The sequence below is a fragment of the Haloferax sp. AS1 genome (assembly GCF_014530665.1).
Classification (GTDB): Archaea; Halobacteriota; Halobacteria; order Halobacteriales; family Haloferacaceae; genus Haloferax; species Haloferax volcanii.
In genome coordinates, this window is sequence record NZ_SPSA01000001.1 from 1,829,885 (window position 1) to 1,845,343 (window position 15,459).

Annotated in this window: 15 protein-coding genes; 8 read left to right on the plus strand and 7 right to left on the minus strand. The window is 68.1% G+C overall.

The window, feature by feature from the left end; translation table 11 throughout:
• From E4P24_RS09755 to E4P24_RS09765, 3 genes are all read left to right on the plus strand, one after another.
• Window positions 1-204 (plus strand): hypothetical protein, encoded by a 204-nt coding sequence (locus E4P24_RS09755; RefSeq protein ID WP_115861202.1) that lies wholly within the window; start codon window positions 1-3, stop codon window positions 202-204.
• 127 nt (window positions 205-331) lie between these two features.
• Window positions 332-1,465 carry a thiolase family protein gene (locus E4P24_RS09760; protein ID WP_188148420.1) on the plus strand — a complete coding sequence of 378 codons (1,134 nt, stop codon included), beginning with the start codon at window positions 332-334 and terminating at the stop codon, window positions 1,463-1,465.
• A gap of 130 nt (window positions 1,466-1,595) precedes the next feature.
• Window positions 1,596-1,778 (plus strand): hypothetical protein, encoded by a 183-nt coding sequence (locus E4P24_RS09765; protein ID WP_188148421.1) that lies wholly within the window; start codon window positions 1,596-1,598, stop codon window positions 1,776-1,778.
• Window positions 1,779-1,829: 51 nt separating this feature from the next.
• Here the strand turns inward: E4P24_RS09765 and E4P24_RS09770 are convergent, their stop codons facing one another.
• The 3 genes from E4P24_RS09770 to E4P24_RS09780 all read right to left on the minus strand — a co-directional run bounded on the left by E4P24_RS09770 (window position 1,830) and on the right by E4P24_RS09780 (window position 6,873).
• Window positions 1,830-3,737, minus strand: coding sequence for a cation:proton antiporter (locus E4P24_RS09770; protein WP_004062981.1), 1,908 nt, complete (start codon window positions 3,735-3,737; stop codon window positions 1,830-1,832).
• Window positions 3,738-3,866: 129 nt separating this feature from the next.
• Window positions 3,867-5,867 carry a long-chain fatty acid--CoA ligase gene (locus E4P24_RS09775; protein WP_188148422.1) on the minus strand — a complete coding sequence of 667 codons (2,001 nt, stop codon included), beginning with the start codon at window positions 5,865-5,867 and terminating at the stop codon, window positions 3,867-3,869.
• Window positions 5,868-5,964: 97 nt separating this feature from the next.
• Entirely contained in the window at window positions 5,965-6,873 is a 909-nt protein-coding gene (locus E4P24_RS09780; protein ID WP_006601120.1) for an MBL fold metallo-hydrolase, read from the minus strand.
• Window positions 6,874-6,957: 84 nt separating this feature from the next.
• Between E4P24_RS09780 and E4P24_RS09785 the strand changes: the two genes are divergently transcribed.
• The 3 genes from E4P24_RS09785 (at window position 6,958) to serS (ending at window position 10,488) form a co-directional block, all read left to right on the plus strand.
• Complete coding sequence (locus tag E4P24_RS09785) at window positions 6,958-7,218, plus strand: hypothetical protein (RefSeq protein ID WP_049896232.1); 261 nt, start codon at window positions 6,958-6,960, stop codon at window positions 7,216-7,218.
• A 141-nt stretch (window positions 7,219-7,359) separates the two neighbouring features.
• Window positions 7,360-8,928: a DASS family sodium-coupled anion symporter gene (locus tag E4P24_RS09790; protein ID WP_004062977.1), complete on the plus strand. Its 1,569-nt coding sequence runs from the start codon at window positions 7,360-7,362 to the stop codon at window positions 8,926-8,928.
• A gap of 177 nt (window positions 8,929-9,105) precedes the next feature.
• Entirely contained in the window at window positions 9,106-10,488 is a 1,383-nt protein-coding gene (gene serS, locus E4P24_RS09795) for a serine--tRNA ligase (RefSeq protein ID WP_008608299.1), read from the plus strand.
• A 49-nt stretch (window positions 10,489-10,537) separates the two neighbouring features.
• Here the strand turns inward: serS and E4P24_RS09800 are convergent, their stop codons facing one another.
• On the minus strand, window positions 10,538-10,891 hold the full coding sequence (locus tag E4P24_RS09800) for a nuclear transport factor 2 family protein (RefSeq protein WP_004041801.1): 354 nt from the start codon (window positions 10,889-10,891) through the stop codon (window positions 10,538-10,540).
• 128 nt (window positions 10,892-11,019) lie between these two features.
• Here E4P24_RS09800 and E4P24_RS09805 point away from each other — a divergent pair, with 128 nt between their 5' ends.
• Window positions 11,020-11,517, plus strand: coding sequence for a DUF367 family protein (locus E4P24_RS09805; RefSeq protein WP_115803248.1), 498 nt, complete (start codon window positions 11,020-11,022; stop codon window positions 11,515-11,517).
• A 45-nt stretch (window positions 11,518-11,562) separates the two neighbouring features.
• Here E4P24_RS09805 and E4P24_RS09810 read toward each other — a convergent pair whose 3' ends face one another.
• Complete coding sequence (locus tag E4P24_RS09810; RefSeq protein WP_188148423.1) at window positions 11,563-11,925, minus strand: DUF5518 domain-containing protein; 363 nt, start codon at window positions 11,923-11,925, stop codon at window positions 11,563-11,565.
• A 226-nt stretch (window positions 11,926-12,151) separates the two neighbouring features.
• Here E4P24_RS09810 and E4P24_RS09815 point away from each other — a divergent pair, with 226 nt between their 5' ends.
• On the plus strand, window positions 12,152-13,129 hold the full coding sequence (locus tag E4P24_RS09815) for an NOG1 family protein (RefSeq protein ID WP_004041804.1): 978 nt from the start codon (window positions 12,152-12,154) through the stop codon (window positions 13,127-13,129).
• A gap of 150 nt (window positions 13,130-13,279) precedes the next feature.
• Here E4P24_RS09815 and E4P24_RS09820 read toward each other — a convergent pair whose 3' ends face one another.
• Both E4P24_RS09820 and E4P24_RS09825 read right to left on the minus strand, forming a co-directional pair.
• Entirely contained in the window at window positions 13,280-14,032 is a 753-nt protein-coding gene (locus E4P24_RS09820) for an SIMPL domain-containing protein (protein ID WP_188148424.1), read from the minus strand.
• A gap of 91 nt (window positions 14,033-14,123) precedes the next feature.
• The gene (locus tag E4P24_RS09825) at window positions 14,124-15,428 is read right to left on the minus strand and encodes a TIGR00341 family protein (protein WP_115861196.1); all 1,305 of its coding nucleotides are present in this window, start codon (window positions 15,426-15,428) and stop codon (window positions 14,124-14,126) included.
• Window positions 15,429-15,459 lie beyond the last annotated feature (31 nt).

A 15,459-nucleotide genomic window follows, 5' to 3' on the forward strand; every position in this document is an offset into this window, starting at 1 on the left:
ATGACCGAACGCAGCGCCCACGACGACCCGGCTGACGACGCCGAGGCCGTCGCCGACGCCGACACCCGCGTCGACGACGCGCCGTTCGAGCACGCCTCGGCGGATGTCGCGCCGGAGCTCTTCCCGGCGGAACCAACGGCTGCCGACGCGGGTACCGGCGGAACCCCCGGTCGGCCGGACAGCGACTCCGCCACCAGTTCCTGAGTTCCGAGAGTCGGGCCGTCGTTTCCACGTTTCCGCTCTCTCGGCGTTTTTCGACCCGATGAACAACTCGTCACGACGAATAGCGAGTTCTAAACTATTTATGGTGTTCGAACCCCGATGCTGTGCCATGCCAGAGCCAGTCATCGCGGCCGCGTACCGCACGCCGTTCGGTAAGGCGGGCGGCGTGTTCGAAGACGTTCGAAGCGAGGACCTCTCGGTCACGCTCATCGACCACATCCTCGACGAACACGACGTCGGCCCCGACGACGTGGAGGACCTGATGTGGGGCGTCGCCCAGCAGCGCGCCGAACAGGACAACAACGTCGCCCGCGTCATCGCGCTCCTGTCGGCCCTCGGGGAGGGGACGCCCGCGACGAGCATCAACCGCTGGTGCGCCTCCTCGATGCAGGCCATCATCTCCGCGTCCGACGCCATCGCCGCCGGTAACCGCGAGTGCATCGTCGCCGGCGGGGTCGAGAGCATGTCCCGCGTGCCGATGGACGGCGATTCCTACGAGCACCTCCACCCCGAACTGGGCGAGCAGTACAACATCTTCCAGTTGCAGATGGGGATGACCGCAGAGAAGGTCGCCGAGGAGTACGAGGTCTCCCGCGAGGCCCAAGACGAGTTCGCGTTCCGGAGCCACCAGCGCGCCGCCGAGGCGACCGACTCGGGTCGCTTCGACGACGAAATCGTCCCGGTCGAGACGGCCGACGGCGTCGTCACCGAGGACGAGGGCATCCGCCGCGACACCTCGATGGAGATTCTCGGCGGCCTCGACCCCGCCTTCTCGGGCGACGGCTCGGTCACCGCCGGCAACTCCTCGCAGATAACCGACGGCGCGGCCGCCGTCCTCGTCACCAGCCGCGAGTTCGCGGAGGACCGCGGCCTCGACGTGCTGGCCTCGGTCGGCACGAACAACGTCGCCGGCGTCGACCCGACGGTCATGGGCATCGGCCCGGTCCCGGCCACCCGCGGCCTCCTCGACCGCGCCGGCACCGACATCGACGACTACGGCCTCGTCGAAATCAACGAGGCGTTCGCCAGCCAGTGTGAGTACTCCCGGCGCGAACTCGGCATCGACGCGGACAGCCTCAACGTCAACGGCGGCGCAATCGCGCTCGGCCACCCGCTCGGGGCGTCCGGCGCGCGCCTGCCGGTGACGCTCATCCACGAGATGCAGAAGCGCGACGTGGACCGCGGCCTCGCGTCGCTCTGCGTCGGCTTCGGTCAGGGCGCGGCGATAGAGTTCAGCAGATAGCTGCGGGCTCGGCTGCTTTTTGTTTTTCCAGCCCCCCGAGACGCATCGTTGCTCCCCGCCCGAGATATGTCACAAACGTCCGTGCCAATTCCGTCACGTTCATACTCCCGTCGTCGAGAGTATCTCGGTGATGAACCTCACGACGACCGCCCTGTCGGGGGCGTTGGCGGCGCTGGTGGCGCTGGTGGCGGCGGCCGCCTCCGCGGGATTCGGATTCGTTTCGAGCCCCGCTCCCGGCGCGTCCGTCTGGGTCGTCCTCGTCGCGCTCACCGTCGGCTACTGGGCGGTGTTCGTTCGGTGGGCCCGGCGCTGAGCGGTCGGGGGCGACGCGAAAAACCGAACGAGCGCCGGGCGGCGAGAGCCGCTATTCGGGGTTGACTAGCTCTTCTGCGTCCCGGACGGCCTCGCGCTCGCCGATGATGGTGATGCGGTCGCCTTCCTGGAGTGTGTACTCCGCGTTGGGGACCGTCGTGTCACCGTTCCGCGAGACGAGCGTGACGAGACAGCCGTCCGGCAGTTCGGGTCCGACCTCGCGGATGGTCCGACCGATGAGTCGCTCGGCGGTGACCTCGACCTCTTGGACGTCGCCGGAGCGACCGATTTCGCCCATCCAGTTCGACATCGACGGGCGCTCGATGTAGTTGTCGAGCGCCTGCGCCGTGGCGATGGTCGACGAGATGGTCCGAACGCCGAGTTCTTCGAACGCCTCGACGTTGTCGGGGTTGTTCGCCCGCGCGAGGACGCTCTCGGGGTCGAACTTCGAGTTCGCCAACTGCGCGACGAGCAGGTTCACGTCGTCGTCGCCGGTCGCGGCGACCACGAACTTGGCGTTCGCGGCCCCCGCGGAGCGTAAGACGCTCGTGTCGGCTCCGTCGCCGTGATGGACGGTAAAGCCCATGTTCCGGGCCGTCTGGACTACTTCTTGGTCCTGCTCGATGAGGACCACGTTCTCTCCGCGGTCTGCGAGGCGTTCGGCGAGCGCACGGCCCACTTTCCCGCCTCCGATGATGAGTACACGCATTGGGATGACGTCGAGATATTCTGCAATCCGGCGAGCGAGACCGGCCTCGAAGACGACGGTCGTCAGGATGACGAGGAACACCGTGCCGACGAGAATCGAGGCGCTCTGGTTCAGCGCGGCGGCCTGCTGGGTCATTCCCTCGGCCGCCAGTCGCGTCGCCTCCTCCTGCAGGGCGATAGCGAACAGCGAGGCCACGGACGCGGGGATGATACCGCGCGGGCCGACGAAGCTCATGAAGAGCTTCTCTTCTCTCGTGAAGCGGTCGCCGCGCGCCGAGACGAAGACCAAAAACGGCCGAATCACGAGCGCGACGGCGGCGACGACGGCGAGGCCGCCGACGCCGAGATTCAGGAGGTTCTGGAAGTCCAACAGCGCCGCGAGGGCGATGAAGACGAACGACAGCACGAGCAGCGTGATGTCGCCTTTGAACGCCGAAATCTCCTCTTCGTACGGCACGTCCGCGTTGCCGAGGAGGATGCCGGCGGTCGCCACCGCGGCGATGCCGGCCTCCGTGGCGACGTAGTCGGCGGCCGCGTAGGACACGAGCGCGCCGGCGAGGACGAGCAGGCGCGCGTTCTGCGGCGCGTTGCCCGGCGAGAGGTCGACGTACCGGAGCGCGTAGTACAGCGACCCGGCGACGATTGCACCCACGATGACGCCGACGCCGAGGCGCTCGGCGAACAGCGTCACGAGGGCGTCGGGACTACTGACGCCTTCGAGGATGGCCTCGAAGATGACGACGGCGACGATGGCCGCCGTCACGTCGTTGACGATACCCTCCGTGTCGAGCGCCGCGCCGACCCGGTCGCGGACCGGGACGACTTCGAGAATCGGCGCGATGACCGTCGGTCCCGTCGCGACGAGGAGCGCGCCCACGAGGAACGACACCGGCCACGGCGCGCCGAGCGCGTAGTGGACGACGACGCCCGTCGCGACGAACGAGATTATCGCGCCGACGGTGACGAGTCGGAACGTCGCGGCCGGCGCTTCCCGTAGCTTGTCGATTCGAAGGTGGAACGCGCCCTCGAAAACGATGATAGCGACCGAGAGACCGACGATGGCCTGTAGTGCGTTCCCGAACGAGTCGGGAGAGATGACGCCGAGGACCTCCGGGCCGAGCAGGATGCCCGACGCGATGAGGAACACGACGCTGGGGACCTGAAAGCGGTCCGAGAGCACCTGCGAGACCACGCCGATGCCGATTATCGCGGCGACGAGCGGGATGAGGTTCGCCCCTCCTGCTGCGGCCACTTATATCGCCTCCATGGATTCGGTTCATGTGACGACGGAAGATAAAACCATACATCTCGGGCGGTATTTCCGCGGCCTTGTGGATACGTATGCCCGCAAAACGCTCGAAAAAGTTTAGGCTGTCAGATTTCACTGGGTCGCATCCCGCTCGCGACTCCGTCGCTCCTCGGTCCCGCGGTCCTCGTCGTAGATGAGAGACACCTCGTCGGCGTAGCGGTCGAGGATGTTCCGGCGCTTTTTCTTCATCGTCGGCGTCATCAGGTCGTTGCCCTCCGAGAACTCCTCGGGAACGACGCGGAACTGCTTGATTCGCTCGTAGGACTCGAAGTTCTCGTTGGCCGCGTCCACCTCGGCCTCGATGCGCTCGTACACCCGGTCGTCGCGGCAGACGGCCTTCGGGTCGTCCGGGAGGTCGATGCCCTCCTCGGCGGCCCACTCCCGCAGGCCGTCGAAACTCGGGACGATGAGCGCCGAGACGAACTTGCGGCCGTCGCCGAGGACCATGCACTGCTCGACCACCGGCGAGGAGGCGAACGCGTCCTCGATGGGGCCGGGCGCGACGTTCTTCCCCGTCGAGAGGACGAGAATCTGCTTGGCGCGCTCGCGGAAGGCGATGTAGCCGTCGGGCCGGCGTTCGACCACGTCGCCGGTGCGGAACCAGCGTCTCCCCTCGTCGTCCTCGACGAACGCCGCCTCGGTCTCCTCGGGGTCGTTCCAGTAGCCCTCGGTGACGCTCGGCCCGCGGACGAGCAGTTCGCCCACCTCGCCGCCCGCCTCGCCGAGTTGGTCGCCGACGACGGTCGTGTCGAGTTTCGTCTCGACGTTCCGAAGCGGATAGCCGATGGTGCCGATTTTCGGCGCTTCGGGTGGGTTGACCGAGACGACCGGCGAGGTCTCAGTGAGGCCGTAGCCCTCGTAAATCGGCAGGCCCATCGCGTGGTAGAGCGCGCACAGCTCGGCCGAGAGGCTCCCGCCGCCGCTGATGAAGAAGTCGAGATTGCCGCCGAGTGCGTCGCGCACCTGCCCGAACACGAGGCGGTCGGCGAGGCGGTGTTTCGCGGTGAGCAGGTAGCCCGGCGCGTCGGTCGTGTGGTACGCCTGCCCGACGCCGACGGCCCACTCGAAGACGCGCTTTTTCGCCGGCGACTCGCTGGCCTGCGCCCGAATCGCGTCGTACAGCTTCTCGTACACGCGAGGGACGCTCGTCCCGACCGTCGGCCGGACGAGTTGGAAGTCCTCGCGGAGCGTGTCGGGACTTTCGGCGTAGGCGACGGTCGCGCCCGCCGCGAACATCATGAAGTGGCCGGCCATGCGCTCGAAGACGTGCGCGAGGGGCAGGAACGACAGCGCCACCGCGTCGGGACCGATGACCGGGGTATCGCCTTTGTCCGGGCGCGGGCCGAAGCGTCGGTAGCTCTCGTTGACGTTCGACCGGAAGTTCCAGTGAGTGAGCCGGACGCCCTTCGGCTGGCCGGTCGTCCCCGAGGTGTAGATGAGGCTGGCGAGGTCCTCGGGGTCGCGCTCGTCCAGCCACGATTCGTAGGCCGCCTCGTCGTACGCTTCCTCGCCGCGGCGATACAGTTCCCCGAGCGTCAGCACGTCCTCGCGGTCGTCGTGGCCGTCGTACTCGTCGACGACGACGATAAACCGCAGGTCCAACTCGTCTTCGACGGCGAGCACGCGCTCCAGTAGCGCCTCGTTTTCGACCACGACGGCGTCCGCGCCCGGGTCGGAGAGCAAGTACTGCGTCTGTCGCTCCGACGACGAGGTGTACACCGTGGTGACGACGCCGCCCGCGCCGAGGACCGCGAAGTCGGTCTGCGCCCACTCCATGCGCGTGTGCGAGAGGACGCCGACGCGGTCGCCGCTCTCGATGCCGAGGTCGCGGAACCCTGCCGCGAGGCGGCGGACGATGCCCCGCATCTCGTCGTAGGTCAGGCCGGCGTAGTCGCCGTCGGGGGCCGCCGGAACGACGCCCTCAGCGACCAGCGACCGCCGATAGACGCCGCCTTTGTATCGCTGCGCGACCCGCGAGGCGTTCCGCGAGGCGCTCGCTTCGAACATCCGTGGGAGGGTCGTCCGCTCGATGACAGGGTCGTCGAACGCCGCCTCCGCGTCCCGCCAGTCCATGTCCTGTTAGTTGTCATTCACCATTTAAAACTATGTACGTTCGGTCTGTTGAAAGCCCGCGATACCGCGGGGAAACGCTGATTGCGACCCGCTCGCGTCACTCGTCGTCGCCGATGTAGTCGAGGTAGCCGAGCACGCCGCGGGTGTTCAGGCGCTCTTCGTCGCGGGCCTTCCGCTCGCCCCACACCTCGTCCATCTGGGTGTGTTCGACGAAGTGGTCGATGACGGCCTCGTCGACGCCGAGCTCCGCGCGCTTCTGTCGGATGGCCTCGACCCACTCCACGAGGACGCGCTTGTACTCCTCGGCGAGGTCGGCGTCGTAGGGCTTCGGGCCGAAGTGGCCGAAACAGACCGTCTCGGGGTCGATGTCCTCGATGGTCCGCACGTCGTCGAGCGCCTTCTGGAGGTGGAACTGCGAGGGCGGCGAGGTCTGGCGGAGCGTCCGCGACCGCGGCTCCCAGATGCCGAGCGCGTCGCCGACGAACAGCACGTCGTCGCCGTCGTCGTGGAACATCACCTGATGCGGCGCGTGGCCGGGCGCGTGGTGGACCGTGAGCGTCCGGTCGCCGAGGTCGATTTCGTCGCCGTCGGTGAGGCCTTCGACGCGGTCTTCCTCGATGGGGAGCGGTTCGTCGTAGAACCGCCACTGGTCTTCGACGGCCGCCTTCGTGCCCTCGATGAGCCGCGAGGGGTCAACGAGGTGCGGCGCACCGAGTTCGTGGGTCATGACGGTCGCGTCGGGGTAGCGCTCGGCGAGGTAGCCCGCGCCGCCCGCGTGGTCGAGGTGGACGTGCGTCGGCAGGATGTACGCGAGGTCGTCGACGCCGACCTCGTCGAGCATTCCGAAGACCGCCTCCCGGTCGGCGGCGATGCCGGTGTCGACGAGCGCCGGCCTCTCGGCGTCGACGAGGTAGACCGAGCCGTACTTCTCCACCTCGTACATCCCGCTGTCGACGTAGTAGAGGTCCGTGCTGTCCGGGACGGGTTCGACGTCGCCAATAGCCATAGTTGACGGCCGTCTCCGGGGAAGAAAAGCGTTCGGTCGCCCCGACCCCCCACGTTGATTACGGGCGACCGCAAAGCCGTCTCCATGTCCGAACAGGGCAGCGACCCGCTCCCGGACGTCGACATCACGGACATCTCCCCGATGGCGTGGCGACTGCTCAGAGTCGCCGCCGGCTACAACCAGCGGGCCGTCGAGCGCGCCGTCGACGACCTCATGCAGGCGCACGTCTCCATGCTCGAATCCGGGAGCCGCGGCCTCTCGCGGTCGCGCCGCCGCGCCCTGCTCTCGCTGTACGCCGCGGAACTCGACGACGGACAGGTCCGCACGCTCGTCGAACACTTTTAAATCGCGTCGGGGCGCGACGCGAAATCCCCGCTTCCGTCTGCCGATTCCGTCGAGAACGCGGCTGTCGACGCCGATATACCGCCGTTCGCTACCGTATTGAAAATAATTAAGTAAGACTATCGTTAGAGATACCGTGTATCAATGATACGCGGTGTTACAAAGACTGCTCGCGGACGATTCGCCGTCTTCACGCTCGCCCTCGTCGCGTCCCTCGCGCTGGCCTTCGGGCCGTCGCTTGAGGGACTCTCGACGCGGGGACAGTACGCATTAGCGACGATGGTGTTCGCCGGCATCCTCTGGGTGTCCGGCGCGCTCCCTCTCGCGGTGACTGCGCTGTCGATACCGGTGTTGCTCACGGCCTACGGCGTCTACGGCGATATCGACCCGGCGCTGGCGGGCTTCGCTGACCACCTCATCTTCCTCTTCATCGCCGGCTTCATGCTGGCGAACGCGCTCCAGAAGTACAACATCGACCGCCGCATCGCGCTGTGGCTCATGGCCGTCATGGGGTCGTCGCCGCGGCGGCTCATCCTCGCTATCATGCTCGCCACGGCGTTCCTGTCGATGTGGGTTTCGAACACCGCGACGACGGCGATGATGACGCCCATCGCGCTCGGCGTCCTCGCGCAGGTGCTCGGCCGCGAGGAGGTCTACGAGGCCGACGCCGCCGAGGGCTCCTTCTCGAACATGCAGATAGCGACGCTCCTCGGCACCGCCTACGCCGCGAGCGTCGGCGGGGTCGGAACCCTCATCGGCACGCCGCCGAACGCGGTCGTCGCCACCCAGCTCAACGCGCTCCTCGGCTACGACATCGGCTTCGCGGAGTGGCTCCTCGTCGGCCTCCCAATCGTCGCCATCACCCTCCCCATCGTCTGGTACCTCCTCACGTTCCGGTTCTATCCGCCCGAGGTCGACGACGTGGAGGGAGCCCGCGAACAGGCCCGCGAGTACCTCGCCGACGAGGGCGCGCTCTCGACCCGCGGCCGCCGGGTCGCGTACATCTTCGCCGCCACCGCCGGGTTGTGGGTGCTCGGCGGCCTCGACCTCGCGTTCGAGGGCGTCCTCTCGGACCCGGTGTTCAACACCCTGTTCGGCACCGCCGAGGGCATGACGCTCCTCGGCGTCGAGGGCCATCAGGGCCTCCTGTACTACGTGATGGTCGGGATGGTCTCCATCCCGGCGCTCGTCCTCGCGGACACGATGGAGTGGGACGAACTGGTCGACATCGACTGGGGGACGATTCTCCTCTTCGGCGGCGGCATCTCGCTGGCCGACGCGTTCGCCTCCACGGGCGCGACGCGGTGGCTCGCCGAGGCCGTCTTCGGCTCCTTGACCGGCGCGCCCATCGTCCTCGTCGTCGGCGCTATCGTGCTTCTCGTCATCTTCCTCACGGAGATGACCTCGAACACCGCCACGGCGACCATCATCGTCCCCGTGCTCATCGGCATCGGGAGCGTCTTCGCGGCGACGCTCGGGCTCACCGAGGTCTCCGCGGCGGTGTTCCTCGCGGTCAGCGGGGCCATCGCGGCCTCGTTCGCGTTCGCGCTGCCGGTGGCGACGCCCCCGAACGCCATCGTCTTCGGGAGCGGCCACATCAAGCAGTCCCACATGATGCGGGCCGGGGCCGTCCTCAACGTCGTGATGACCGGCGTGCTGACCATCCTCATCTGGTTCCTCTTCCAGTTCGTCTGGCCGGCGTTCCTCTGGTAGTCGCTCCGTCGGCTTCCGACCGCGGCGGCCGCTCTCACCGCGGTGTCGGGGCGTTCCGCCGACGCCGTTTCGTCGCGCGCATTCGGCGCGGATTCCTCGCGTTCGCCCGCCGCGTGCTCGCCCCCGTTCCTCAGCGATGCGATACGATTTTCCCGCCCGCCCGGAAATCACAGCCCAATGATTGACAGGCAACTACTCCGCGACGAACCGGAGCGAGTTCGCGACGCGCTCGCCGCCCGAAACATGGAGGACGTGGACATCGACCGCGTCCTCGACGTGTACGACGAGTGGCGCTCGCTGAAGGCCGAGGGCGACGACCTCCGCCACGAGCGCAACGAGGTCAGCCAGCAGATCGGCCAGCTGAAACAGGAGGGCAAAGACGAGGAGGCGCAGGAAGCCATCGACCGCTCGGGCGAACTCAAAGAGGAGCTCCAGGAGCTCGAAGCCCGCGCCGACGAGCTCGAAGCGGAACTCGACGAGGCGCTCATGGAGCTGCCGAACCTCCCCCACGAGTCGGTCCCCGTCGGCGCCGACGAGGACGACAACGAGGAGGTCCGCCGCGTCGGCTTCGACGACCTGCGCGAGCTCCCCGACGAGGTGACGCCGCACTACGACCTCGGCGAGGAACTCGACATCATCGACGAGGGTCGCGCGGCCAAGACCACCGGCGCGGGCTTCTACTTCCTGAAAGGCGAGGGCGCGATGCTCGAACACGCGCTCGTGCAGTTCATGCTCGACGTGCACCGCGAACAGGAGTACGTCGACCTGTTCCCGCCGATTCCGGTCAAGACCACCTCGATGGAGGGCACCGGCCAGCTCCCGAAGTTCGCGGAGGACGCCTACCGCATCGGCGGCGCGGAGACCGAGAACTACGACGACGACGACCTGTGGCTCTGTCCCACCGCGGAGGTGCCGGTGACGAACATGTACCGCGACGAGATTCTCCTGAAGGACGACCTCCCGCTGAAACATCAGGCGTACACGCCGAACTTCCGGCGCGAGGCGGGCGAACACGGCACCGAGACCCGCGGCATCGTCCGCGTCCACCAGTTCAACAAGGTCGAACTCGTCAACTTCGTCGAACCCGACGAGTCGTACGACCGGCTCGAAGCGCTCGTCGACGAGGCCGCCGAAGTGCTCGACCGACTCGGCCTTCCGTACCGCGTCCTCTCGCTTTGCACCGGCGACCTCACCTTCGCGTCGGCGAAGACCTACGACCTCGAAGTGTGGGCCCCCGGCACGGAGTCCGAGGACGCCCCCGAACAGGGCGGCCGCTGGCTGGAAGTGTCGTCGGCCTCGAACTTCGAGGACTTCCAGGCGCGCCGCGCGGGCCTCCGCTACCGCCCCGAGCGCCACGAGTCGGCGGAGTACCTCCACACGCTCAACGCCTCGGGCACGGCCGTCGGCCGCGTGATGGTCGCGCTGCTCGAATACTACCAAAACGAGGACGGCACGGTCGACGTGCCCGAACCCCTCCAGCCCTACATGGGCGGCCGCGAGGTCATCGAGGGTCACGAGCCCGTCGGCGAGGCCGCGGTCGGCGCTGGCAAGAAAGACTGAGCGTCTGACGCGCCGCGACCCCAGTACTCCGATTTCCAGCGACGCCCCGTCAGTTCGCCGTCGAGGATTTGACGAACGTCTTCAGCTCCGAGAGCTTCCCGTCGCGCGCTCGAAACCGGTCGAGAAAGACGAACAGCTCGTCGCCATCGCCGTCTTCGAGGTGGCCGCGGACGACGATTTCGTCGTCGGACTTCGACTGGATGTAGCGTTCGATGACGTGTCGCGTGTCCTTCTGCGGCCGGTCGTCCCGCATGAACGTGACGAACTCCTCGCGCCCCGAGAGCGTCATGTCGCCGCGGTGCTGGACGAACTCCGGTTCGAGGAGGTTCCGAAGCATGTCGTATCCGTGGTGGTCGAGCGCCGTGTAGTACTGCCGGGCCAGATACGTCGCGTCGGGGTGCACGCGCTTTCTTCGTCGGCGGGCGGGAAGAATCCGACGCCGGCGCTGCCGGCCCTGTCGGTGTTGCCGTCGAACGCCCCGGCCGACACCGCGTTCGGGACGCTTTTCTCCGCCAGCCGCGTACCGCGGCTGTGGACCTGCACGTTCGATACGAGGGCGACGACGACCCGAAGAAGTGCACGGCGAAGAAGCTCGAACGCTTCGACATGGCCGTCCTCCACGGCTCCGACCGCGAGACTCCCTACGGCGTCGTGCTCAACCCGCACGCTGACAGGGCGCTGTCCCCCGCCGACGCCGACACCGGCGCGCTCGTCGCGCTCGATTGCTCGTGGGAGTCGGCCGGCGAGGCCATGTTCTCGCTCCCCGGCGAGCACCGCGCGCTCCCGTATCTCGTCGCCGCCAACCCCGTGAACTTCGGCCGCCCGATGCAGCTGACGACCGTCGAGGCGATAGCCGCCGCGCTCGTCATCTTCGGGGAGAAAAAGCGGGCCGAAGACGCGCTCTCGAAGTTCAACTGGGGCCACACGTTCCTGGAACTCAACGAGGAGCCGCTGCGCCGGTACGCGGCGTGTGCGGACTCGACCGAGGTCGTCGAGATTCAGCGGGAGTACCTCGAACGCGGCGAGTAGCCCGTTGCGACGCCCTCCAACCGCCGCCTCAGATTCAGCTCAGCCTCAGCCCTTCACCCACGCGCCGACGGCCCCGGCGATGGCGCTGTCGATGGCGAAGATGAGCGTCAGTACGACGCCCGCGACGAGGACGCCGACGCCGCCGAGGAGGCCGCCCAGCGGCCCGCCGGCGAGTCCGAGCAAACTCCCGAGGAGCGCCGCGAAGAGCGTGACGACGATGCCCGAGATGGAGCCCGCGACGAGGCCGTTCCACGCGCCGTTACCGGGCGTGCCGCCCGCGAGATAGCCCGCCGCGAAGCCGCCGAGCAGCCCCGCGCCGATTTGGCCGACGACGGGGAGCGCCAGCCCGCCCGTGCCGACGACGACGATGACGACGAAGCCGATGGCGACAGCTTTCCAGTCAGTCATGCGTCGAGGTAGGCCGCGGGCGGGCAAGAACTTCGTGGCGGCCCGGGTGGGGTGGGGTGGGGCGTCCGGCCGCGCCCGTTCGCGTCCCCGCGTCCCCGCGCCGACCCCCTGCGACCCCTTCGCTTCCGGTCGAACCGTGCGGGAGACCTGCACGGCGAATCCCCCGCTCGAAGCGCCGAGCCCCAAACGGACGCGCTTTTACGGCTCGGCCATGTAGCGGACTGCAATGATTTTCGAGTCTCTCCCGACCACGCCCCGGTCGGACGAACTCATCGACAAGGCCTTCTCGCGGGCCGCGCGCACGGGGCGAGCGAAGCAGAACAAGTTGGAGGCTCAGCAGTCGATGCTCCAGACGGCGTCGAACATCCTCTCGGACAACCTCGAGAACGTCGTCGTCGAGTGGCCCGACTTCGAGACGGTCGACCCCTTCTACTACGAACTCGCCGACGCCATCGTCGACGTCGACGAGGTCCGAAAGAGCCTCTCGGAAGTGATGTGGGCCTCCCGGCAGGTCGACAACATCGCCCGCGAGTACCAGCCGAAGCTCCGCAAGACCGACGCGGACCTCGCGCGCAAGCACCGAAAGCAGGCGTTCGCCCGCATGGCGAGCGTCGTCGAGGAGGTCGAAGACGACCTGCTCCGCATCGGCGAGGCGCGCGACGCCCTGAAGGACCTCCCCGACATCCGCCCGGACGAGCCGGCAATCGTCGTCGCCGGCTACCCGAACGTCGGCAAGTCCTCGTTCGTCAACGACGTGACCCGCGCGTCGAACGAAATCGCCCGCTACCCCTTCACGACGAAGGGCGTCCAAATCGGGCACTTCGACCGCGACCGCATCCGCTACCAGATTATCGACACGCCGGGGCTGCTCGACCGTCCCGAAGACGAGCGCAACGACATCGAGCGACAGGCCGTGAGCGCCCTCGAACACCTCGCGGACGCCGTCCTCTTCGTCGCCGACGCCAGCGGGGCGTGCGGCTACCCCATCGAGTCGCAGCTCGAACTCCGCGACGCCGTGAAAGCGCGCTTCGAGGAGCGAGACATCCCCGTCCTCACCGTCTGTAACAAGAGCGACCGCTCGACCGACATGGACGCCGACATCTACATGAGCGTCGAGACGGGCGAGAACGTCGAGGCCGTCCTCGACGCCGCGGTCGAGGCCATCGGGTTCGAACCCGACATCCCGCCGTCGCGCAACGAGTAAGTGAATCGACGCGGAGTTTTGGGCACCGTCACTTTCGTCTCGTCGCAGCACTTCGACGAGAGAGCCGCGGCTACGGGGTGAGTCTCTGAGAAGAGGGACGTGGGGCAGTTCAACCCGAGAACCGCGGGTTCGGTCAGCGGGGGCGGGTTCCTATTCCGATTCGGCTTCGTAGACCATCTGGACGGTCGCAGAGACGGTCACGGGGCCGGGCGAGAGTTCGGTCGACCCGGAGGAGCCGCGGGCGGCGTCCTCGGCGTAGGCGACCGGGTACGGGCCGGGCGAGGCGCCCCCGCCGACGGTGGCGGTGTGGACGCCCGCGACGGTCAGGCCCGAGGCGCTGGCGACCGCGTCGGCGTCGGCCTTCGCGGAGTCGACGGCGCGGTTCAGGGCCTCTTCGCGGAGTTCGGCGCGCTTCTCGTCGGTGAGCGTGAAGGCGACGCCGCGGATTTCGCTGGCACCGGCACCGACCGCGAGGTCGATGACTTCGCCGGCGCGGTCGGGGGCGACCTCGACGCGGAGGGTGTGGGCGGCGCGGTAGCCGAGGAGTTCGCGTTCCTGACCGCTGTAATCGTACTCGGGGTAGATGTTGAAGCTGGTCGTCTGGACGGCGTCCTCGGCGATGCCGGCGTCGGTGAGGGCGGCGCGGACGGCGGCCACGTCGTCGGCGACGGTGCCGCGGGCCTCGTCGGCCGAGTCCGCGGTGGTCGTCACGGCGATGGAAACCACGGCGAGGTCGGCGTCGGCGGTCACTTCGCCGGTGCCGGTCGTGGAGATGGTCGTCGCGTTCGTCGCGTTTATCCCGTCTGCGCCCCCGTCGGCCGTCGTCTGCAAGGGTGCCGAGAGGCAGCCCGCGAGGAGGACGAGGCCGACGAGGAATATCGGAGCAATCGTGCGTCGTTGCATACCTCTCGTACGTCGGTTCAGCTATTCAAGCCGCGCTAGAGACAAAGAGCGATTGTAGCCTTCGAAACGGGTGCCAACCCCCCGCAGCGAACTACTCCACGACGGCGACGTAGCGCACTTCGACGTCGATTTCGCTCGCCCCCCACGGCGACAGCGGTTCGGGGGCGACGGCGTTCACCCGCCTCGTGAGTTCGCGTTCGACCATCGGCGGGTCGGAGGCCGGGTCGTAGCCGACGGTCACGACGATACCCTCCGGCTCTTGCAGCGGCCCGCTGTCGTACCGCAGCTCCATCGACAGCAGGCGGGCGTCGGTGTCCGAAAGCGCGTCTTCGATGGCGTCGTGCGCCTCCGACTGGAAGTCGGCGTTCCGGTAGGTCGTGTAGGTAACCGCGCCGAGGAACGACGAGAGGACGAGCAGGCCGACCCCGATGACGGCGATGCGGAACAGGGCGGCCCGGCGGGCCTCGTCGCGACGAATCCAGCGCTCGGGGCGGTAGCCCTGTCGCCAGAGGACGCCGATGGCGACGAAGTTGACCGAAAGGATGTTGACGAGGACGAGGATGGCCGACCCGACGACGGCCTCGGGCGCGCCCCACGCGATGCCGATGCCGACGACGGCGGTCGGCGGGACCAACGCGGCGGCTATCATGACGCCGACGAGCGCGGTCGAGACGCCCGAGGAGAGCGAAATCGCGCCCGCCGCCCCCGCGCCGAGCGCGATGACGAGCGACAGCACGTCGGGCGCGAGGCGCTCGTCCACCTCGGGAATCGACAGCACCTCCGCGGGGGACAGCGGGACCGCCCCGGTCTGTTTGAGCAGGAAGGCGAAGGCGGCGGCCGCGCCGACCGCGAGGAGGCCGCCGAGCGCTTGCAGGCGAACCCCGCGGGCGAACATCTCGTCGTCGTCGACGACGGTGCCGACGCTCGCGGACATCGCGGGGCCGACGAGCGGGGCGATGACCATCGAGCCGACGACCACGGCCGGCGAGTCCAGAAGCAGGCCCGCGGTGGCGACGAGCGCCGAGATGACCGTCATGAGCACGTACGTCGACACCGACGGCGCGAGGTCGGCGGCCTTCGAGGCCAGCTCCTCGCGGGCGATGCGGTCGCCGTTCTCGTCGTCTTCCTCGTACTGCTCGCGCAGTTGGTCGAACCGCTTCGAGGCGACCGTCTCGGCCGCGACGACGACGGTGTAGGCGTCGCGCTCGACGCCCGCTTCGCGGAGCCGAGCCAACACCGGTTCGACGGCCTCCTTTGGGACCGGGAAGGTGACGACGGCGACGAAGCCGCGCCCGGAGGTCTCCTCGGAGACGGCGTAGTCGACGCCCTCCTCGTCGAGCGTCCGCAGGACGGCCTCGCGCTTGCCGGTCGGCACCAACACCTGTACGAGTCGCACGGCCTCACGTCGGCCCGGGCGGTGAAATAAG